This window comes from Acetobacter fabarum (assembly GCF_029069195.1).
Taxonomy (GTDB): Bacteria; Pseudomonadota; Alphaproteobacteria; order Acetobacterales; family Acetobacteraceae; genus Acetobacter; species Acetobacter fabarum_A.
On sequence record NZ_JARDYK010000020.1, the window covers coordinates 1 to 19,695 of the forward strand.

Consider the following 19,695-nt stretch of genomic DNA (forward strand, 5'->3'; position numbering starts at 1 on the left):
CTGGCTATGACATTGTTGGGAAAGCAAAAGCAGACCACGCATGAAAAAAGAGGGGTAAATAAGAGGGAGATGTGAAAGTGCAGTGGCCGCAGTCGCCTCATGCCGGACATTTGCGGGTGGCTAAAAATTTCACGAAACCGGATATTGATGAAGTCCCACCAGCCTATTTTCCATCTGGTATCCGCGCGCGGTTTTTGCTACATATTAAATAGAGTTCGAATAATGTTGCTACACTGATCTGTAGCGAGGCCCCCACGCGACACGCAAAGCCCGCCCTAACCCGGTGGGCTTTTTTTGTGCCTGCATTTCAGGACACGTCATGTCGAATACTAACCAGAACCCCGCCCTGACATGTGTCATAAGCGAACACCAACTCGTCAGCGCCGTCAGGCGCTATCTGTCACCCCAGAAAACCCTTACCCGGGCCACAGGTCTGACTTCGATCAGTTTCTGGGCTGCGGAAATGGCCTAGGCCACGCGTTTCTCTAGGACGACATACTGATTATTTTTTTAGCTTATCTGTGGCATCAAACCACAGGAAATGAGGAAACATGTCTGGATCAAACCGTCCCTATAATCCGTCCCAAACCCCGTCATCGTCAGAATTGTTACGTGCCCTCAACGTGATCAGGACGTCGGTTTATGGGCGCGGCTTCATCGAACGCCAAGAAGGGATAAGGGGCAGAAGCAACCGTCTGCACTGGCCGGGTGGGACGTCCGGGGTAACGCTTGGGCCTGACTATGACATGCGCGATCGTTCCTGGGCGGAGATTGAGCAGAAATTGAGGCATATCGGCATCGACTCTAGTCTGGTGTCTCGCGTGGCAGCAGGGGTCGGCCTGCGTGGCGAAGCGGCTAGGAGGTTCGCCCAGAATAACAGAAACCTCGTCATTCTGACGGACGATCAGCAGAAACGTGCTTCCAGCGGGACTAAGACGTCGCTTCAAGGAAGCGGGTTTATTGAACGCCATGAGGAGCAAAAGGGCGTCAGCAACCGTCTGCACTGGCCGGGTGGGGCGTCCGGGGTAACACTCGGGCCTGGCTATGACATGCGCGATCGTTCCCGGGCGGAGATTGAGCAAAAATTGCTGGATATCGGCATCAACTCTAGTCTGGTGTCTCGCGTGGCGGCGGGGGCCGGCCTGCGTGGCGAGGCGGCCAAGAAGTTCGCCCATGATAATAAAAATCTCGTCAATCTGACGGACGATCAGCAGAGACGTCTTCTACAGGTCAATCTCCCCAGCTATGAGGCGATCGTTCGCCGGGGCTCCCATGTCCATTTGACACAAAACGAGTTCGACGCCCTCGTGTCGTTCGTCTATAATCCAGGAAGAGGTTGGCCGGGCGTCCGTGCTGCGATCAACAGTGGCGATAAACGCAAGGCCGTGAGGATCATTGAGGAGCAGGTGCGCTCGAAAGGCAAGGTCTTGCGTGGCCTGGTCAAGAGACGGCACGACGAGGCCATGCTTCTGCTGGAAGGACGATATTGATGATCCGCGCTATCCTAAGCCTGATTTGCGCCATCTGCATCGGCGGCACCGCACACGCGGATGCCAGACCGGAGTCTTTGGAGGAACTGACCTACAATCTCAATACGAGGTTCAACGACGAGCTTGATGGAAAGGCGTTTCTCAATGGGCGGTTGATCGTGCGCGTCGAACGTGTTTCGACCTGTGTGTCGGCGGTCTGGACCCGCAGCGGCGGCGTTGGATCACCGCTGCGGCGTGACCTGCTGGAATGGGACAAAATGTTTAATGGTGACCCTCGGATCGAGGCTCATTCTTACTATTTGACGTTCGTCTATACTGACCATCGGAGCGATGATGTTGTATCGATGCCTCTTACAGCACGTCCAGATCGTTTTGAAGATACGGCGGGTGTCTACCTCCCATCGTGCCAATCGAAACAGCACCATCGCAGGTGATGATCTTTGCGTCGGGCGATCCCGCCGACAACATCACGCTCGGCGGGTCTGCCAAAGCAGAGCCCATTCAGATGGGATCATCTGAATGAGTGGAGAAGCTTGTAAAAAATAATGAAACAGAGTCTTTCTGCTGAACCAGAGTTCAGTGGAAATTCTCCAGACAGCGTATTATCTCCTAAAGCCGACATTCTGCTTCCCCCCCCAAAGCTGCCGTTTACGTCATATGCTAGGCTCAGGACCTATTAATTTATTGAACTGAGCGAGATGTTGTGATTCACAGGCTTACCGATGGAGGGTGGGCCTGTGAGTGATGTGTTTATGCTGTCTGAGCGCCAGATGAAACGGATTGAGCCGTTTTTTCCTCTGACGCACGGAGTACCACGCGTCGATGACCGGCGTGTTCTGAGTGGGATCGTTTATGTCATCCGTAACGGTCTTCAGTGGAAAGACGCCCCGAAAGCGTATGGTCCGTACAAGACTTTATATAACCGCTTTATCCGGTGGAGCCGCCTTGGTGTTTTTGACAGGATTTTTGTCGCCCTGACAGAACAGGCTGGCCGTTCGAAGCGTCTGATGATCGATGCAACACACCTCAAGGCACACCGGACATCGGCGTCCCTGCTCAAAAAGGGACTTTTCCCCGCCATATTGGACGCACAAAAGGTGGCCTGAACTCAAAACTTCATGCCATGTGCGATGATCAGGGCCGACCTGTCCGCCTTCATCTGACAGCTGGACAGGTCAGCGACTTCAGAGGCGCAGACGTGCTTCTGGCAGACCTCCCCGATGAGACAGAGGAAGTCATCGGTGATCGAGGATACGACAGCAATAAAATCAGACAGTCTCTCGCAGACCGGAACATCACCGCCTGTATTCCACCAAAGAAGAACAGGAAATCAAAACCACCTTACAATTGGCATCTGTATACAAAGCGCCATCTGATCGAAAACATGTTCGCAAAGCTGAAAGACTGGCGACGGGTGGCAACACGATACGACCGCTGCGCTCATACATTCATGTCCGCAATCCACATCGCAGCTAGCTTCATCTTCTACCTCAAAGAATGAGTCCTGAGCCTAGAAGGTGACGCCATAGTCCTGAGCCACCCTTGCCACGTGTAGCCCCGCTAATCATTATTTTCCTTCAAGCTTCTTGCGGAGCCTGTCCAGATTACGCACGGCTTCACGCACATCAGGGATAAGGGATTCTGCTTCAGCATGAGCCATGACATGACCCTCCTGACGTGATTTGATGGCGTATTGCACCAGTGCCCCACACAGTTCAGCCGTGCTTTCCCTGAGCCTGTAAAGCTCCTTGATGTATTCCGGCTTGGGAGGTGTGCGTGGACTATAGGCTTTGACTGGCTTGACCTTCTGATATGTATCAGAGGGAGAAAGAGCACCAGCCAGACACTCACGGACCAGACTGTTGGCTGTGATGTCACGTTGTCTGGCATGGTTTATGATGCACGCATATTGCTCATCATCCAGACGAACCAGTAACGATTTTTTCAGTTTTCTTTTTTCACTCATGAAATGGGTCTCCTGCTTAAATGGGGGTCAACGGGGGAAAAGCATTTTCCCCCTTGCCAGTTACCAGTAGACGCAAAGCGGATACTGGTATGCCTGGCTATATTCAAAAGATAACAAAGGAGATGGCAAACAAGATGAGAAAACAGACAATAAGAAGAAAAGGTATTTTATAGGTATAATGCAGGTGCTTTACATAAAATGTGTTACATACCTGAAAACTTAAACATAATTTTGTGTTGATGTGATTTTATAAAAATAGTGAAATAGTCAACATAAAACCCTGTTGACTATGCTAGATGTTATGGCTTGACAGTGAGCGCGGTGAATGCTTTGTGTAAGTTACATTGGTTTCGTTGTATCCAGTGATAACCTGATTATATCAGGTCTTTGATCCTCAGAGACAGAAACGCAATTACCAGAACGTATTGTGTGCCATTTTCATGTCACCCGTCAGAATAATTCCTGACGGGTTTTTGTTGTTTGATGATCCATCAACAGATTTCCTCAAAAAATCAATCATGGAGAAAAATATGCCGTGGGATGTCAATAGGGCAATCCAGCACCTTCGGACGAACGCCAAACCAACAAGCCACGGGCAATGTGCACAATACACTCGTAGAGCCGTCGACGCGGGAGGCATTCGTCTGATAAACACGTTGCATGCGAAAGATTATGGATCGTCTCTCACAAAAGCGGGGTTTTGTGAGGTTTCATCAAAGGGGCCATTCCAAGCAGGAGATGTTGCCGTTATCCAACCTATCACAGGGCACCCAGATGGACATATGTGTATGTTCGATGGTAGTAATTGGATATCAGATTTTAAACAGAACAGCTTATATCCTGGACCAGTATATCGCAATGCGAAACCAATCTATAAAATTTATCGGTATCCGAAACGGATATAAAATATTATCACTCTGTATTTTTACTCTTTTTCCACTCTGGGCATATGCCCAAAGTGGAAAACCAGCACAGGAGGTTCTGGAATTTTATCAAAAATACATGACTGCATGCGCTCAGCCGTTTATGGAAAAACCAAACCTTGAATTGGATGGTTTGTTCTGTAACATGGATATAAAAAATTATGTTACAAGTCAGCTATATAAAAAAATAATTCATGCTTATAAAGCTGGAGTTTACGGTGATTTGGCTGGGGATAGGGATTATTTCACACATACGCAGGATTTTAGTGTGGAATGGATTTCCGGTATGAAGACCACAGAGATAGAGAAAAGCCGGAATAACTCTGTTGTTCGGCTTTTCATGAGCGTTCCGCAAGAGGTTGGTGAATCGCAAGCTGTATGTGTCAGATTACAACGTGAGGGGAATGACTGGAAGATTTACCAAGTAGACCCATCTCTTGATACTGACCTACCTGATTGTAAGAGTAAATAAGTAATTGATTAAGAATGTGGGTCATTTTAAAAATTTCATCATAATTTTCGGTCAAGAAAATGCTTACTGACTGCTTCCTGATTTTTCTGTTGGCGTGACTTCCTGCGAACAACCTTGCTGACAGCATCTTTCAACGCATAGGCATGGTTTTTGAGTTCGGCCAGGTCTTCAGGATTGTCCTGGATAACATCCAGCAGGGTTTCAAGGTCTTTGAAGATAACAGGAAGCTTTGTGACCTGACTTCTGACACGTTCCCTGTTCACGGCTTCACTGGTGACACGCCACCATTCCATCACCTCAGCCTTTTCCTGCGTGGTGCATTTATCCAGAATGTCACGGGAAACCAAGGAATAGTAGCAGGGGAAAGAACCAAGGGTTTCCTTGATGGCTCGTTTCTTTTCAGGGCTATATGTCCAACGACTGATTTCCCATTTGGGTGTGCCTTTGTTCTCTAATAATCGAAATTGCATGATTAAAATCTCCTTAAAAAATAAATGGTCAACATTTTATGAACGTGACTTTCAAATACAATTATATAATAATTTCCAACAAATAAAAATATTATGTTTATTTTTGAATAAATTACTTTATTACCATAATAATAAAAATTTCATAGCAGGCATGATATAATTGATGAATTATTTCATTGCTTACTTCAGTATATTTTTCATTTTTGGAGGATAAAGCATGTCCATAAAACCTAAAATTTTCTTCTATAATGCAGGACAAATTAATAATCATGTCAATCAATGTTTTAATTTTGGCGAATTACCAGCCCCATTTCGGTATGGGATTTATATTGTAAAACAGAAAACAATAAGTCCGTACTATCGAGTAGGAGCTGGTGGTGTAAATGGAGGACAAAAAGGCGTCGAGGGTAGATTAAAAATACATATCAAACCGAATGAAGATGAAGCAGTGATAAGTCAGTTTTATCCAATTTGGGCTGTAGAATTTTCTGGTGGTAATGATGAAAATCTTTGTATGATCACAAGAATATGTGAGCATATCGTTTTTGGAGAATTTGGAACCTTTGCAAAGGCCGTTAAGCGTGAAAAAGGACAGAAATGGAGAGATTCATTATTCGAAACTCCTACGATTAATGACGATGAAATCATACGAAAAATGAATGGTTTAGAAGACGTATTCTCTAAAGTGGTTAGCGTTCAGTCGTAACTGCATGATGTCCATCAGATTTGACTAACTGTGTCTCCTGCAAACTGTTGCCAACGGTGAGCCGGGAAGGGAATAACCTGACCCGGTTCATCAGTGGCTTTTTCATACGCCGTGACCAGTTCCCCGGCTAACTCCCTGCCAATACGGGTAGCAGAGTTCAGGAACAGCTTCATGTCTTCCCACTGACAGGTTTCCATCCAGGCCGTATCAAGATTAAAGGCTCTACAGCTACTTTTGATCATGTAGCTGTCAAAATCCACCCTGAAAGCCCTGATGGTTCTTCCTTCAAGCAGACTGACAATCTCAGGGTAAATATCCGGCCATGTGGAGACCTTGTTGTTATCCATGCTTGCACCATACTGGAGCACGTCTTTGGTCATGTGATGGTAGTTGCTGGCTCCCTCTGCAATCGCCACAGAAGGCTTGCAGAAACGATTAAGCACCAGTTGCCCCTTATGGTCTGTAATCGTAATCTGAAGCACCTGGTCATGGGGTCCCTGACCTGTTGTTTCCACGTTCAGCACCAGATGCGTTTTTGCGTGAATTTTCTTCCTTTCTGACATGGGACACTGAGCCAGTTTTCCGGGTCTTTCTATCTGTCTCAGCAGGGCTTTCAACGCCTTGTCAGTTTCCAGACTGGTCATGAAACGGGAAAAATCATTGTTCCACCATAGGTTGGAAATCTCTGCGGGTTTCAACCCTTCCCATATGGCTCTGAGAGTGGATTTCTGAGCCTGTGAAAATGATTTACGACAATCACCCAATGCGGGCATCAGCATCCTGTCATAGGTAAAATCCATGCCTTTTTTGATGATGAAAGACTGAAGGTAAGGTTCAACCAGTTTTTCCAGCACTGTGCGTCTGTAGGCAGTTCTATCCTGAACTGTATCAGGAACCTCTATGAACTCAGGAAACATCCAAAGAATGTCACGTCCCAACTCTACCAGTTTATCAGCAACAGCCGTTCTTGGGGCATTCACCATGACAAAATCACGAATGTAGAAACTGCTACTATATCCGACTTCACGCGCAGAAGAGAAACAACGCAGGTAACGTCCAGCCAAGGGACAGGAACGATTATCCGGGATTCTGATGCCTTTAGATAACAGGGAAAAGACAGTGCTGTAATTTATCATAGTATTACTCCATTCAATAACTCCTTAAATATACGTTATTTATAAACTATACTTACATTAAATGCAATGTTTATATGTATTTATATAAATAAATATATCAAATAGTTATAATATTAATGGACATAATCAACAGGTTTGTTTGTTGTTTCAGTGGTGTGTTTTGCATGAAATGGTCAACAGGGTTTTCTGTTGACTGGTAAGAGAAAAAACACAGCAAGGTTCAACAGGAAACCTGTGCGACTATGTGTTGAAAAAATCAGAAACAGACGAAATACCCCGGATGGGAAAGCATCAAACATGCTGTTTCAACGAGAAATAAGCCACGTTGAAAGCCAAAACAGACTTTCAGGGAAGATTATACCCTTTACGGGAAAACCATGCTTCTATGGTTCATTTATGGAGGGAACCGGAAGTTCACTACAAAACAAAAAAATCTGTAGTGACCTTTGAAACCAGAAACAGGTTTTCCAGATGAATCTGGTGGAACAGGTAAAACGCGAAATAAGCCACACAGAGACATGGAACAGGAACGAAGGGTTAATCTTCCCCTGTAGGGTAAAAATCGTCTCCACGGGTCAATTATGGAGATTTACGGGGGATATGGAACGAACCTGACAGAGTGAATCACAAGAAACAGAGAAAATGAGCCTGATTCATCTGAAAGTGATATGGAAAAAGAAAAGAACCAAAAGAAAAAAAGAAAAAAAAGAATGTTGGGTGGATTTCATAATCCATAGTTATCCGTCCCCACCTGTCTCATAAAAAATATGCCCTCATTTAATGAGGGCAAGAAAGCGTTTTTAAATAACCTCTATCGCATTAGCGTCAGCACGGGGATGAGTTCCTAATTTTTGGGTGACGTTATTAATTTCATTCCATGCAGGATGAGTTTTAGGCAGATATACTGGCTTGGCTAATTCACGTGCAATACGTCCGATGTCTGCGGGAATGGCATCGCAGTTGTTACGCAAATCTTGATAGCCTCCCAAGGGAAAGCGATGGGTGGACAGTTTCGCTTGAGCTACACAAAAGCTAGATCCATCCCAAGAGGGTACAGCTATCCATAATTGAGTTTGGCTAATTGATTGGTAAATATCATGCTTTTTGAGAAAATCCATATCAGGATATTCAGTTAGCAGAGAATGTATCATGCGAACTCGAAAAATAAGTTCCTCTTTCGAGTCAATTGTTGCGATATGTGGCATTATTAAAAATCCAAAAAATAATAAAGATGAAAATGTTTACAAGAAAAAAACTTTTCTTCAAGTCAAAAAAAACGGAAATATGAAATAGAATTTATTCATGATATTTATGAATTAAATTATCATAAAATATTAGATTTTTTCATTCTGTAATAGGTTGCCCTGGAAATGTTCAGGGCTTCCCATGGTTTGGAAACTGACAGATTATTCTCCGTAAGCCATGCTTCTCTGGTCTGTCCCTGACTCGTTGGTCTTTCCTTACGTCCTTCAGTCTGGCGTTTTGTGCGTTTTCTGAGCAATCTTTCCTCATGGTCAATGAGAACGCTCAGATGTTTCATTTCCTCGCGGGTAATGCCTAATTTCTGAATGATGGTCTTTGTGCCAGTCGTGTAGCCCTTGTGTCGCTTTTTGGCTGAATAGTCCTGACCGGCTTTCTTGTAGAGGGTCTGCATGGCGTTGTGCATATGTTTGGCAATATATCCCTCATCAATCACGCCTTCAGCCCATTGTTCCAGATTGGAGGGAAGATTGTCAGGATTGGATATCTGAGCCAGCAGGATACCTGCTTCATGGCAGAAAATATCACATTCCCCTTTGCGAACAGGTCCCCTGTAACGCAGGAAGCCAAGCGTTTTCAGGTCATACAGTCCTTTCTTGGCCCATGAGGCCCATCCCTTGAAACCCTGGGCTTCACGTTCGTCAGGAACAAGCGCATTGGTTTTCCTGCGAGCCAGATATTCAACCCTGGCTTTTTCACGCCTCTCCTGTCTGGCTATCTTCTGTTTTTTGTAATCCTCGTATTTCTTTGGAAGAACCATGTCGCACAGGGTCGAGAAGTCATAGAACTTCCCTCTGTAATCAAGGAACTCGCATCGATGACGCCTTGGATGCTGAGAGTTCACACTCCCAGGAAGACGAAAGACACGCGAAAAATCATAGGTGGCCTGATCTGCACCCCATGGAATGAATTTTCTTAACAGTTCTCTGTGGGTGGCCTGAAAGCGTCCCTTGCATCGTGCTGGAACAGGACATTCAAACGTATAATGCAGATAAATCCCTCTGCCAGAACTGAGGATATTGGAGGGACGGGGAATGTCGTTGTCATCGCAGAACTTGAGCAGGATTTCATAATTCTCCCCAAGGTCATGATATTGAATGGTGGGGTTGGTTTCATATTTGTAGCAATCAAGGTCGATGCAGATATGGTCAAAAACCGCGACAAACTCGCCCCTGCGACTGCATTTGTAAAACCAGTTCATGGAGATATAGGAATCTTCAATATCCTGGGCCATGTCAAAAACGGTTTCGTATTCCGAGATATGGTAAGGTTTATCCCACCATGTTCTGCCTTTTGCATCAGGCTGTTTTAATTTCTGACCCATGATGAAAAACAGATTGGCATTGTAAGGCATGAACCTTTTCATCCTCCAATCGTATGGATATCTGTCGAGTGCTACATCAGGTTTTTTAAATGCTAATCCCATAAAATTTTTCTCCTTTAATCAGGATGAAGAAAAAATTACGAGAACTACATTTTTTACTTGACTAATTCATTTAAATACTACATAATCAATTCATAAAAACAGTGCTTGTTTTGCTCTCGGTGGTTTCGTCTCCATCGCATTTGTTAAAGTCAGATGTTTCTCGCATCTGGCTTTTTCCATTATTAAAGCATGAAATGTTAATTTATGCAAGTAAAATATAAACTGTAGTTATATGCAAACAATATTATTAACAAATATGTATTTTTATTTGACAAAATACCTAAAATTGTGCATACTAAACTTACACAAAAACAGTAGTTTGGATGGAGTAGTTCCCCATCTGTGTTATGGAAGCCAGATTCTCACAAGTCTGGCTTTTTTTGTCCGGATTTCAGGACATCCTTTGTTAAACTGGCTGTTGAGCCATTCCTTGCAATGTCCAGTCTTCCTTGCCTGTATTCCTGTCATACTGGTTGGACAGGGCTGTTTAACAGGGAAGGAAACATATGGAAGACACTACGAAAACATGGGGCATCAGGGGGATTTCTGCTGATGTCCGGCAAGCTGTCATTACACAGAGCCAGAAGCAGGGCATGAAAGCCGGAGAGTGGCTGACACTGGCTATTCTGGAAAAAATTAAACAGGACAGAAATGCAGGGAAACCCTTGGTGGCTTCCAATGGAAAACCTGCTGTCAGTGCAGAGGATGCTTCTGCCGTTCTGGCTTTGCTGGAACGTCTCCAGGGTATGGGAATTGAACCTCCTGAGCGCATGAAGAAGCAGGCCACCATGCTGGTCAGAAAGTGCATATCCTCTGTCAGAAAGGGAACATCAGCCAGACAGGAAACGGGAAGTGTCTGACTGATGTGAATTCATTCAGGCCTGGAGTTTCAGGGTTCCGTCTTTGACCTGACGGAAGATTTCCATCCATTTGTTTTGGAGAGATTCATCTGAAGTCTTGAACTGCCACTTTGGTTGATTGACATCCTTGACGGTCACAAAGAAACCACTGACCTTTGCATTTTCTAGTGCCTGTTCGTCATTGGCACGTGCAATACTAAGGTCTGTTGCGCTTCCACCATATATCATTCCACCTGTTTGTGTACCATGACTCCACTGGCGAACGTCATCCCAGTTAAACTTGATCATCCGGCCTATGTTGTCGGTCATGAAGAAGTCTCGTCCATTGAACGCAATGAAATTGGGGTAAGCCATAACTTTTGACCACCCTACGCGATGAACATGGCATTGAAGAATGGCATGAGTATAATCAGCATAGATAATTGGCTTTTGATAAGTATCAATTTTTTGTTTTATATTTGAATATTCTTCATTTAATATTGGAATGTATTTTTTGTCTACTGCTTTAACTCCAATTATTTTTAAATATGCCGTTTTTAATACCCAGAATAGAGGGAAACAAATCAAACATATCACATATATAATTACAAACAAGCCTATAATACCTACAAGTGTGTTTTCTTTGCCGCCGAATAGAACGAGTAGAAACGTAAAAAATGACGCACATATGGTAGGTATTTTGAAAAATAAAAGTAGAACCTCATACTTGGGTGTTGCCTGTTTGATATTGATTCCATCCGAGATTTTTTCAATAATAATCATGACAAAACTTCCATGTCAGAGGACAGGGAACAGCACATCTTTCTGAGCCTGTTAAACGTCACGCAAGTCTCCATCATGTAAAAAATTCTTTCAATATAGTATACCAGAAACACATATTTCTGATATTGTAGAATAAGTGCATTTTTATTGATGAAACTTCTGTATCGTAAATCTGTATCACCAATGGAGTAATTATTGATGGAGAAATAACATGGATTATGGCTATGCCCGCGTATCAACTGACGACCAGACCAATGACCCACAAATCAAGGAACTGGTGCGTTATGGTCTGACTTCGAGCACAATCAGGACAGAGAAAATTTCAGGAAGTGTGCTGGCGAACCGGAGACCTGTGCTCTCAGGACTGCTCAAGGCTCTGAGGAAAGGGGATACGCTGACAGTGGTGAAGCTGGACAGGCTGGGCCGTAATGCAGTGGATGTCCTGTCTTTGATTGATACGCTTCATGAAAAAGCCATAAGCGTGCGTATTCTCAATCTTGGGGTTGATACGGCCAAACCATCGGGAAGGCTGTTTCTGACCCTTCTGGCTGGCTTTGCGGAGTTTGAGAGGGAGATTATCAGGGAACGCTGTATAGCTGGTCTGGAATCAGCCAGGGCCAATGGTGTGCATCTTGGGAGAAAGAGTTCCCTGACCAAACATCAGAGAACACACGCCCAGAGGCTCAGGGAGGAAGGGAAATCTGTCAGTGAGGTAGCCCGTATCCTGAATACTTCACGAATGACAGCATGGAGAGCCATGAACCCCGTTCAGGCTGTATCATAAACCGCAGTTCTGATATGAAACCAAGACATGACAGCCAGAGCTTTTCTGCCATGTCCCGGAAACGTGGGGTTTTGATACGCCATTTTTATGATGAAGATATTGAATCTAGCTTAATGATAGGTCCTAGTTAGCGGAATAGCTTCCTGATATCATTGATACAGTTTTCATTGTATCTGGGAGTTTTTTAATAATGGATATTGAAGAATATTTAAAAAAAGTTGGAGAAAAAAGCAAAGTTAAAAATATTTTGCTTAGGGAGTTATGGGGAGAGCCCTTGGATAATAATTTCCCGAAAGCTTGGGTAAAATCTAAACATTTGTTAGATGTTACAGGACAAAAATATTTTGACAGACGTTTGAGAGAGTTACGTGATGAAAAAGGTTGTGATTTAGAAGCGTCTATGAAGGATGGGTTTCCTGTTTGGAGGCTGATTTCAGATATAATTAAAGAAGGAAATGTAAGAACTTATTTATCAGAAAAAGAAAAAATAGAGGTTTTTTCAAAAGCAAATTATGAATGTGCTGTATGTAAAAAGTATGTTTTGCCAGGCACAAGAGGGCTTCAAGCCGACCATAAAATTCCTCTTACGCGGGGAGGGACCAATGACCTTGGCAATTGGCAGGCCCTTTGTCATAACTGTAATGTAGTTAAACGTAGACAGTGTATGAGTTGTTCTGTCGATTGTGTTTCTTGCTATTGGGCTTTTCCTGAAAAAACAAACAATAGAATTATATTTTCATTAGATGAGGATGATGTCAGTAGAGTGGAAAATATAGAAAGAGAAACTGGCGATAAAATAGAAAACATATTAAGGAGATATATTAAAAATTATAATGGTAAATAAAATTACTTTACAGTGCATTGGTTCTTAGGCCAATGCACTTGATACTCTTTAAATAGTTGTTTTTTTATAGCGTTTTTTTGGTAATGATATTTTTGCAGCTTCCTCAATCGCTTTTTTTATCTGTGACGCAACTGCACAGGCTACAGGGGGAGGGAAAGCATTTGCTACCTGTCGATATGAAGTTGTTTTACGTCCATAAATTTCCCACGTATCAGGGAAACCCTGCAAACGAGCGGCCATACGAACTGTTAATCTTGGATGACCAACAAACCCAGGTTCAGGTGCAGTTTCAGCAATAGATTTTGCGTTCACTCCCAAAGCTTCCCATGCGCGTTTTGCGCGTGTTGGTCCAAGGTCTGGTCCCCCGTGCTTTTTAGAGCCTCCTACCAGTGTTGGGGCAATATCGTCACATTGCTGGGCCCATTTTTCTGCGTGTTCCCACCCATTCGCACTCATTAAGTCTAATAAGCTATCACCTACTGTAGAAGCAGATGATGGGTTGGGGGTCGGCCACTCAAAGAAGTCCATTGCTTGAGTTGGAAGAGCTACAAAAATTACTCTTGGGCGCAGTTGAGGAACTCCAAAGTCACATGCATTCAAGAGACGCCATTGCACATCATAACCGAGTTTTCGTAGCTTCTTTCTGAGATCGGTCCTAACTTCTTCGAAACGAGGAGATAGAATGCCTTTTACGTTTTCTATCATTACGCCTCGTGGACGAGTTTCATCAATGACACGTAAACCATGGCCAAAAAGGTCTCGTTCGTCTTGAGGGCCTAGCTGTTTCCCAGCAATGGAGTATGGGGGGCAAGGTAATCCTCCCGTCACCAAATCCACTCCTTTCCATGGAGAGCCAGAGAAAGTGGTAAGGTCAGCGTTATGGATGGCCCATTTAGGACGATTTAAGCGAAGAGTAGCACATGCATCTGTATCAATTTCCATAAGACCAGAGTGCTCAATGCCAGCCCTTTCTAAACCAAGGGCTTGTCCTCCTGCTCCAGCACAGAGTTCAAGCGATGTGATAGCCATGGAAATCCTCGTACGCTTTTTGTTCTGGTTCTATTCTAACTAAATTAAGTGCTAGTGGCGAGTGAAAAATATAGAAGGTCTTTTATAATTTAGATTTGAATATCTATAGAAAGTCTAAAAAAATTCTCCTTTATTTATTTCAGATATTAAAAAATTTATCCAGCTTTGATTGTATGTGTAGTCTTTGTGGGCTTTATTGTAAACGCAGTATTTCTTATTTGTATTTTCAGGTTTTTTATCTTTTGATAAGGGTCTTATCTTATATTTTTTCCATGCACGTGTATGAGAGTTCATGTTGAATATAATTTTTACAGACTTTTGAACAGCTTCTTGGACTGGCTTAGCTTTGAATGGGTATAAGTCATCTGCGAGACGTTCATGCAATAAAATGTTATGGATTTCTTGTCCTGCGGAAGATGAGGGGCTCACAAAATGTACATTAGCTTCACTTTTGGAAACCTTGTCTAAGGTGTAAATGACCTTCAAGCGATATTCTATGTCTTCCTGATCAAGAGGTAAGTCTTTGTTTAAGCGAGCATCTAACGCTAGAATACGCGGTGGAACATTAAAGTTTTGTATTGATGCAATCTGTGGAATTGATAGTTTCGCAAACTGCAATGCGAAAGAAAGATTCTTCTGAAGGGATACTTTTGTCCCAAACCATGCAACTAATGTTGCGTCATAATTCAGACAGCAAGCTTGGAAAATAGAATACCAATTGGCATCACTGTTACCCGTGATACGATGTTCAACAGCGTCTCGGATTTCTTTAAGAGCTTCTAAATTTTTTATGATTCCAGGAGATAGTTTTAATTCCTGTTTTTTAATTAATACACAAAGAGTAGCAGTGCGACCGTGTTTGTCTTCAAAGGGTATGTTGTTGCGAGAGCAATACTCATGAACTAAATATGTCCATGCGATAGTTGCATAAACTGAAAATCCTTCTGCTTTAAATTTTAGGTGGGGAGTGTTGAAGAGATTAACAGCGAGAAACATTGCTTCACGAGATTTTATAATTCTTTCATCATCTACAATATTCAGACCAGTTTGCAGGTCATATGAGTTTTTTTTGTAAAGGTAAGCTTCAACTTCTGCATCACTAGCTGGTGTGATAGTCGATGTCTTAACGGCTGAAATGCGACCACTATTAACCGGTGCTTTTCGGCCTATGTTGATGGTGTTCTGAATATCTTGTCCCGTTATGCCACGATTTAATAAAGCTTTAACTATTGGCTTTTCTTCCGTTGTTAGGGAGCCTCCAGTTTTTCCACGCATTTGATCCTCCGAAAATGTTTAAGGTTCAATGAAATACAAAAATCTTAGCATTTTATTTTGGATGTAAAGAGAGAACTTATATCCCAAAACTCAGGATATTTTACGCTTTCTGCAACCCTCTTGAGGTTCACAATATCCACATCATCAAAGTAGACAGTGCTTCCGACTGACTTGTCGTGGCTTTCATGTCCCAGAAAGTCATCAATCCAGGATTCACGTAAGCCACCCTCGCCATGCTCATGAATGTTTCTGAGCTTGGTAGAGACGTTATGCCGGAACGAATGGAACACTACGCTCCTGCCAATACCAAGGCGTGATTTGAACTTGCTGAAGTCTCTCTGGAAGTGAGCAGAACGCTTCTTGTCCTGCCCTTTAAAGTCCAGATCATGGAACAGATAGTGACGCTTCTGGTTTGTCGCTCTTTGTGCAAGGTCAAGCAATCCGGCTTCCTGTAAGGTCGTGCAGATGGGAACAACACGTCTTCCGGCTTCGGTCTTCGCACTCCATTCCGTCCAGGGTTTGCCTTTCAGGGCAGGGTGGTCCTGCACCAGAATGCAGGGAATACCTTGAATCTCCTGAATGTCCTGTGGTCTTAAACGACAGATTTCTTCCAGTCGCATCCCTGTGTAAGAGGCAATTCCCACAATCATGGACGCTGTCTTGTGGCTGACGGTGCCAAACTGCCAGGGCTGACCCGCAATGGCTTTTAAGTCGTTATCACTCCAGCGCACACGATTGGTTTTGGACTTTGTGTCAAACTGCCAGCCACCTGTGAAAACATTGCGATCCACAAGGTCACGCAGAAGGAAATGCTTCCAAAGTCCCGAAAGCTTGGTGAAATGGTTTTTGACTGATTTCCCGGAGATACGAGCCAGCTTGCGTTTCTTCGCATCTGCCACAAATTCCTGAACTGTCCGGGTGTCGTTACGCTGTTTGCCATAACTTTCCGGTAGCTGTTCCATCAGGGCTTTGAAATGCCCGACATCTGCCCCGGTATAATCTCGCATAGGCTTATCCCCACAAACTTCCAGAAAGCGTTTGAAGGTGCGTTCGTAGGATTTGACCACAGTGGATTTGACTGTGGTGTCCTTGCTTTCCAGGAAAATTTTAATCGCTTCTGAAAAGAGGGGAGAAGGTTTTTCCTTCGGAGCCAGAAAGGCTTTCATGTCCTTAATCTGGCTTTGAATATCCGTCAGGGCTGGCAGGCTGGCTTTGGTCTTTTTCAGGTCTGTGACAGTGCGTTCCAGCAGATGCACACTTCTGCCAGTCAGATTTCTGGCTTTCTCCAGCTTTTCCACCTGTTCCAGACTTTCCATGGAATGTCTGAGTCTCTGATGGTCATATTGCGTCTGTAAGGATGCAATCCTGTGCTGGTAGTCCTGAATAAGCAGGTCAAAGAGTTCCTGCACGTCTTCAGGGAGTTCATTCCTGATAAAGTTTTCGTCTTCGCTGAGTTCTGTCTTGAGGTGCATTACGGAACGGAACAGCCTTTCGGTCTCTGCGAAAACTGCACACGCATATGGTTTGGCAACCTCGCGTTTGTTAGTGCCAAGGGAGAGCCATAGCTCCTTTTTGCCCACAATATCACGGATATGTGAAGGAACGGCTCTGCGGAAATGATACCCGGATTGGATACGAATCAACATACAGACGGCTCATTTTGTAGAAGCCGATTGTAGAAGGTTCGGCTTTTATGGTTGTGGAAAGGCCATAAAAGTCAATTAAATCAATATGTTATGAGTGGTGCGAACTGCGGGACTCGAACCTTGATAAGTGGGCTGGAATCCCGGTTTTTCAGCGTACTTTGTTATCGATGGCAGCAAAAATGGCAGTTTTGCTGGCAATCACAATCGACATTTTTTCATGCAAGCCATGCGGCTTATCCCGCACTTTGTTTGTGGGTGCTCTCTGATGCGAGCCGGAGCGAACTTGCCCCTCCCAGCCTTAGAGCTGGACATCTGCGCCGCAAGCACATCCAGTCATCAGCGATGTGCGGTTTTTGCTCTTGTGTCAGGCAGTTTCCTCGTGCGACTTTTTAACGATGTCAAACTGTCTTGCAGTTACAAACTTGTCCCGTGCTCGACGCATTAAACGCAGGGGCTTCGACGCTGTGTTAACGCTTGAAGACCCATCGTGCGCAAAGCGGAATCAACTGCGCTTTCACGTCAAACCTGCTCCTGACCATTTGATTATGCACTTCGAAGACATCGACGATGATGAATACGACTACGGGATAGCGACAAAAGATGACGTGAATACCATTATCGATTTTGGACGTAAGCATGTTCATCATAGCATTCTTATTCATTGCTTTCATGGTATTGGCCGGTCGGGCGGTGCTGCGCTCGCGATATTAACAGATCAGCTTTGTAACGCTCATTTAGCGCTAGATGTTTTGCTCTCAATCAAGCCTGATTCAGTTCCGAACCTGCGTGCCGCGCGTTTAGCAGATGCAGTTCTGAAAACAGATGGCGCTATCATTGCTGCACTTGATGAATGGACAGAAAAAACACCGTCAGTTGCAGATTTTCGACAACAAAAAAGAGAATTTTTAAAAGCAAATAAGAATTTGTATTCTCTTTCAGCAACCCACAGTCTTATCCCACACGCCGGATGTGAAAGTGCAGGCAGATGAAAGACAATGAAATAGCGCGCCTGCTTTCTTTAGTGTTGCGTCATGAACCTGAGCGTATTGGTATAACGCTTGACCCTGCTGGCTGGGTTTCTGTGGTGGACTTGATTAAAGCCGCCCAAAAAACAGGGAGAAAGTTTAATAGAGAAGCATTGCAGCGGGTGGTGGTGTCGAATGACAAGCAGAGGTTTACGCTTTCGCATGACGGTCAGCGTATTCGTGCTGCACAAGGGCATTCATTAGCGATCAATCTTGATCTTCCTGCGGGAACACCTCCTGAAACTCTCTGGCATGGAACGGCACGCTCAAATCTGGATTCTATTTTTTCTACTGGATTGAATGCGGGTAATCGGCAATTCGTGCACCTGTCATCGGATGTGGACACGGCAACAATGGTTGGAGCGCGACACGGTAAGCCTGTCGTCCTGAAAGTGTTGGCGTGTCAGATGTGGGATGAAGGGTATGCATTTTATCAGGCAGATAATGATGTCTGGTTGACGGCGCATGTGCCTGTGCAATTTCTGTCATTTTAATTTACTCTTTATTGATGTGGTGAATATCCTCATTGCTAATCTGGATATTCACCATCATCATTAGGTATGAATTTTTTGAGTCGAGTGAAAGCTGCAATTTTGGTTCTGTTGAGAGTAAATTTCAAGTGACGGAAATATAAATTCAAAGTCGTAACTAGCTTTCCAGAATGTCCAGAGCTGGCAAGGTCTTTACGATTTTCATGGTTTCAAGGCTGATAGTCAGCACCCGAAGGAACAGTTCCAGCGGGTAACGTGGGTTATCCATGGTCTCAATAGCCCAGTCATTGGCATCATTGACGATACCACTGGTTTTGTCGGTCTTCACGCATTGGCGTTCGACAACCCAGTCCAGAGCAGATTTGCCATTTACCACGTAGTCATAGGCTTCCATAGGAATGCCTGTGACGGTGATGCGGTCATTATAATGTAGGATGCTTTTGTCTTTACCCTTGCCGTATTTCATCTTTTCAACCCGGAAGGCTTCAGGTGTCAGCGGTCCTTTGCCGTAATCGACCTTGACGCCTTCATAGATGGGTTGGCTGTCGAAATTGACATGCATCTCACCAAGCCTGCGACCGGCATCAGAGAACGCCCTGAAAGCTTCATATGTCTTCACACGGGGTATGCGAGGGAGTTCCTTCCGCAAGGTGTCAGCATATCGTTCCCGATATTCAGGAGAGTGGAGAATGCCGTAGACATAATAGAATAAGTCTTGCTTGCTGATGGTCTCATCAGGATAGGCATTCTGGAAGTGTTTCAGCCCTTCATCGGTGATGGCTTCGCGTCGCACAAGACGTGGTTGGGAAGGGGTCTGTTCAAATAGACTGCCCTGAGAGGTGGTCATTGGCTGTCCTCCGTTTCGTAGAGAAACATCGGAAAACATTGACCGCCGTGCAAAAGATGAAGGTCTGGATTGGAGGACATCATCATCGTCGAGAATGGTCGGTCCTCCCCCGGACCGGATATGCAAATTACAAGATTCTTCTCTTGTACTTCTGTTATCCGGCGAGTATAATTGTCCTGTCCTGTCCTGTCCTGTCCTGTCCTGTCCTGTCCTGTCCTGTCCTGTCCTGTCCTGTCCTGTCCTGTCCTGTCCTGTCCTGTCCTGTCCTGTCCTGTCCTGTCCT

The 19,695-nt window shown here is 44.4% G+C and carries 22 protein-coding genes and 1 pseudogene; 11 read left to right on the plus strand and 12 right to left on the minus strand.

Annotated features, from left to right (window positions below):
- The first annotated feature begins 319 nt into the window (after window positions 1-319).
- From PY793_RS13610 to PY793_RS13625, 4 genes are all read left to right on the plus strand, one after another.
- A complete protein-coding gene (locus PY793_RS13610) occupies window positions 320-472 on the plus strand; it encodes a hypothetical protein (RefSeq protein WP_275178533.1) in 153 nt (50 codons plus the stop codon).
- A gap of 274 nt (window positions 473-746) precedes the next feature.
- Window positions 747-1,490 (plus strand): glycoside hydrolase family protein, encoded by a 744-nt coding sequence (locus PY793_RS13615; protein WP_275178534.1) that lies wholly within the window; start codon window positions 747-749, stop codon window positions 1,488-1,490.
- Complete coding sequence (locus PY793_RS13620) at window positions 1,490-1,924, plus strand: hypothetical protein (protein WP_275178535.1); 435 nt, start codon at window positions 1,490-1,492, stop codon at window positions 1,922-1,924. Before PY793_RS13615 ends, PY793_RS13620 begins: the two co-directional genes overlap by 1 nt.
- Window positions 1,925-2,227: 303 nt before the next feature.
- Window positions 2,228-2,991, plus strand: a protein-coding gene (locus PY793_RS13625) for an IS5 family transposase (protein WP_275178536.1) whose coding sequence is annotated in 2 segments (ribosomal slippage) — window positions 2,228-2,561 and window positions 2,561-2,991 — 765 coding nt in all. Because the reading frame shifts where the segments join, the coding sequence is not laid out codon by codon here.
- A gap of 66 nt (window positions 2,992-3,057) precedes the next feature.
- Here PY793_RS13625 and PY793_RS13630 read toward each other — a convergent pair.
- Window positions 3,058-3,456, minus strand: coding sequence for a hypothetical protein (locus PY793_RS13630; protein ID WP_275178537.1), 399 nt, complete (start codon window positions 3,454-3,456; stop codon window positions 3,058-3,060).
- Window positions 3,457-4,230: 774 nt separating this feature from the next.
- Here PY793_RS13630 and PY793_RS13635 point away from each other — a divergent pair.
- Window positions 4,231-4,851 carry a DUF3828 domain-containing protein gene (locus PY793_RS13635; RefSeq protein ID WP_275178538.1) on the plus strand — a complete coding sequence of 207 codons (621 nt, stop codon included), beginning with the start codon at window positions 4,231-4,233 and terminating at the stop codon, window positions 4,849-4,851.
- Window positions 4,852-4,889: 38 nt separating this feature from the next.
- On the opposite strand, the gene PY793_RS13640 is transcribed toward PY793_RS13635, so the two are convergent.
- The gene (locus PY793_RS13640; RefSeq protein ID WP_275178539.1) at window positions 4,890-5,321 is read right to left on the minus strand and encodes a hypothetical protein; all 432 of its coding nucleotides are present in this window, start codon (window positions 5,319-5,321) and stop codon (window positions 4,890-4,892) included.
- A 217-nt stretch (window positions 5,322-5,538) separates the two neighbouring features.
- Between PY793_RS13640 and PY793_RS13645 the strand changes: the two genes are divergently transcribed.
- Window positions 5,539-6,027, plus strand: a complete 489-nt coding sequence (locus PY793_RS13645; protein WP_275178540.1) for a hypothetical protein — start codon at window positions 5,539-5,541, stop codon at window positions 6,025-6,027.
- A 14-nt stretch (window positions 6,028-6,041) separates the two neighbouring features.
- Here PY793_RS13645 and PY793_RS13650 read toward each other — a convergent pair whose 3' ends face one another.
- The 3 genes from PY793_RS13650 to PY793_RS13660 all read right to left on the minus strand — a co-directional run bounded on the left by PY793_RS13650 (window position 6,042) and on the right by PY793_RS13660 (window position 9,849).
- Window positions 6,042-7,163 (minus strand): hypothetical protein, encoded by a 1,122-nt coding sequence (locus PY793_RS13650; RefSeq protein ID WP_275178541.1) that lies wholly within the window; start codon window positions 7,161-7,163, stop codon window positions 6,042-6,044.
- An 800-nt stretch (window positions 7,164-7,963) separates the two neighbouring features.
- Window positions 7,964-8,368 (minus strand): hypothetical protein, encoded by a 405-nt coding sequence (locus tag PY793_RS13655; protein WP_275178542.1) that lies wholly within the window; start codon window positions 8,366-8,368, stop codon window positions 7,964-7,966.
- 119 nt (window positions 8,369-8,487) lie between these two features.
- Window positions 8,488-9,849, minus strand: coding sequence for a hypothetical protein (locus PY793_RS13660; protein WP_275178543.1), 1,362 nt, complete (start codon window positions 9,847-9,849; stop codon window positions 8,488-8,490).
- A 506-nt stretch (window positions 9,850-10,355) separates the two neighbouring features.
- Between PY793_RS13660 and PY793_RS13665 the strand changes: the two genes are divergently transcribed.
- On the plus strand, window positions 10,356-10,709 hold the full coding sequence (locus PY793_RS13665; protein WP_275178544.1) for a hypothetical protein: 354 nt from the start codon (window positions 10,356-10,358) through the stop codon (window positions 10,707-10,709).
- Between the two features lie 15 nt (window positions 10,710-10,724).
- On the opposite strand, the gene PY793_RS13670 is transcribed toward PY793_RS13665, so the two are convergent.
- Window positions 10,725-11,471: a DUF4755 domain-containing protein gene (locus PY793_RS13670; protein WP_275178545.1), complete on the minus strand. Its 747-nt coding sequence runs from the start codon at window positions 11,469-11,471 to the stop codon at window positions 10,725-10,727.
- A 211-nt stretch (window positions 11,472-11,682) separates the two neighbouring features.
- On the opposite strand from PY793_RS13670, the gene PY793_RS13675 reads away from it, so the two are divergent.
- Together PY793_RS13675 and PY793_RS13680 are read left to right on the plus strand one after the other, a co-directional pair.
- A complete protein-coding gene (locus PY793_RS13675) occupies window positions 11,683-12,255 on the plus strand; it encodes a recombinase family protein (protein ID WP_212368034.1) in 573 nt (190 codons plus the stop codon).
- A 190-nt stretch (window positions 12,256-12,445) separates the two neighbouring features.
- The gene (locus PY793_RS13680; RefSeq protein ID WP_275178546.1) at window positions 12,446-13,099 is read left to right on the plus strand and encodes an HNH endonuclease; all 654 of its coding nucleotides are present in this window, start codon (window positions 12,446-12,448) and stop codon (window positions 13,097-13,099) included.
- Window positions 13,100-13,147: 48 nt separating this feature from the next.
- Here the strand turns inward: PY793_RS13680 and PY793_RS13685 are convergent, their stop codons facing one another.
- The 4 genes and pseudogenes from PY793_RS13685 to PY793_RS14170 form a co-directional block, all read right to left on the minus strand.
- On the minus strand, window positions 13,148-14,128 hold the full coding sequence (locus tag PY793_RS13685) for a DNA cytosine methyltransferase (RefSeq protein WP_275178547.1): 981 nt from the start codon (window positions 14,126-14,128) through the stop codon (window positions 13,148-13,150).
- A gap of 114 nt (window positions 14,129-14,242) precedes the next feature.
- Window positions 14,243-15,403: a DUF3644 domain-containing protein gene (locus PY793_RS13690; protein ID WP_275178548.1), complete on the minus strand. Its 1,161-nt coding sequence runs from the start codon at window positions 15,401-15,403 to the stop codon at window positions 14,243-14,245.
- A gap of 44 nt (window positions 15,404-15,447) precedes the next feature.
- On the minus strand, window positions 15,448-16,659 hold the full coding sequence (locus tag PY793_RS13695; protein WP_275178549.1) for a tyrosine-type recombinase/integrase: 1,212 nt from the start codon (window positions 16,657-16,659) through the stop codon (window positions 15,448-15,450).
- A gap of 228 nt (window positions 16,660-16,887) precedes the next feature.
- A pseudogene (locus tag PY793_RS14170) lies at window positions 16,888-17,049 on the minus strand (DUF6538 domain-containing protein); the annotation flags it as partial.
- 464 nt (window positions 17,050-17,513) lie between these two features.
- Between PY793_RS14170 and PY793_RS13700 the strand changes: the two are divergent.
- Together PY793_RS13700 and PY793_RS13705 are read left to right on the plus strand one after the other, a co-directional pair.
- Entirely contained in the window at window positions 17,514-18,038 is a 525-nt protein-coding gene (locus PY793_RS13700) for a tyrosine protein phosphatase (RefSeq protein ID WP_275178550.1), read from the plus strand.
- Window positions 18,035-18,568 (plus strand): RNA 2'-phosphotransferase, encoded by a 534-nt coding sequence (locus PY793_RS13705; protein WP_275178551.1) that lies wholly within the window; start codon window positions 18,035-18,037, stop codon window positions 18,566-18,568. Before PY793_RS13700 ends, PY793_RS13705 begins: the two co-directional genes overlap by 4 nt.
- A 154-nt stretch (window positions 18,569-18,722) precedes the next feature.
- Here the strand turns inward: PY793_RS13705 and PY793_RS13710 are convergent, their stop codons facing one another.
- Window positions 18,723-19,412 carry a type ISP restriction/modification enzyme gene (locus tag PY793_RS13710; RefSeq protein WP_275178552.1) on the minus strand — a complete coding sequence of 230 codons (690 nt, stop codon included), beginning with the start codon at window positions 19,410-19,412 and terminating at the stop codon, window positions 18,723-18,725.
- Window positions 19,409-19,570: a type ISP restriction/modification enzyme gene (locus PY793_RS14230; protein WP_408744715.1), complete on the minus strand. Its 162-nt coding sequence runs from the start codon at window positions 19,568-19,570 to the stop codon at window positions 19,409-19,411. The genes PY793_RS13710 and PY793_RS14230 overlap by 4 nt, the downstream gene beginning before the upstream one ends.
- Window positions 19,571-19,695 lie beyond the last annotated feature (125 nt).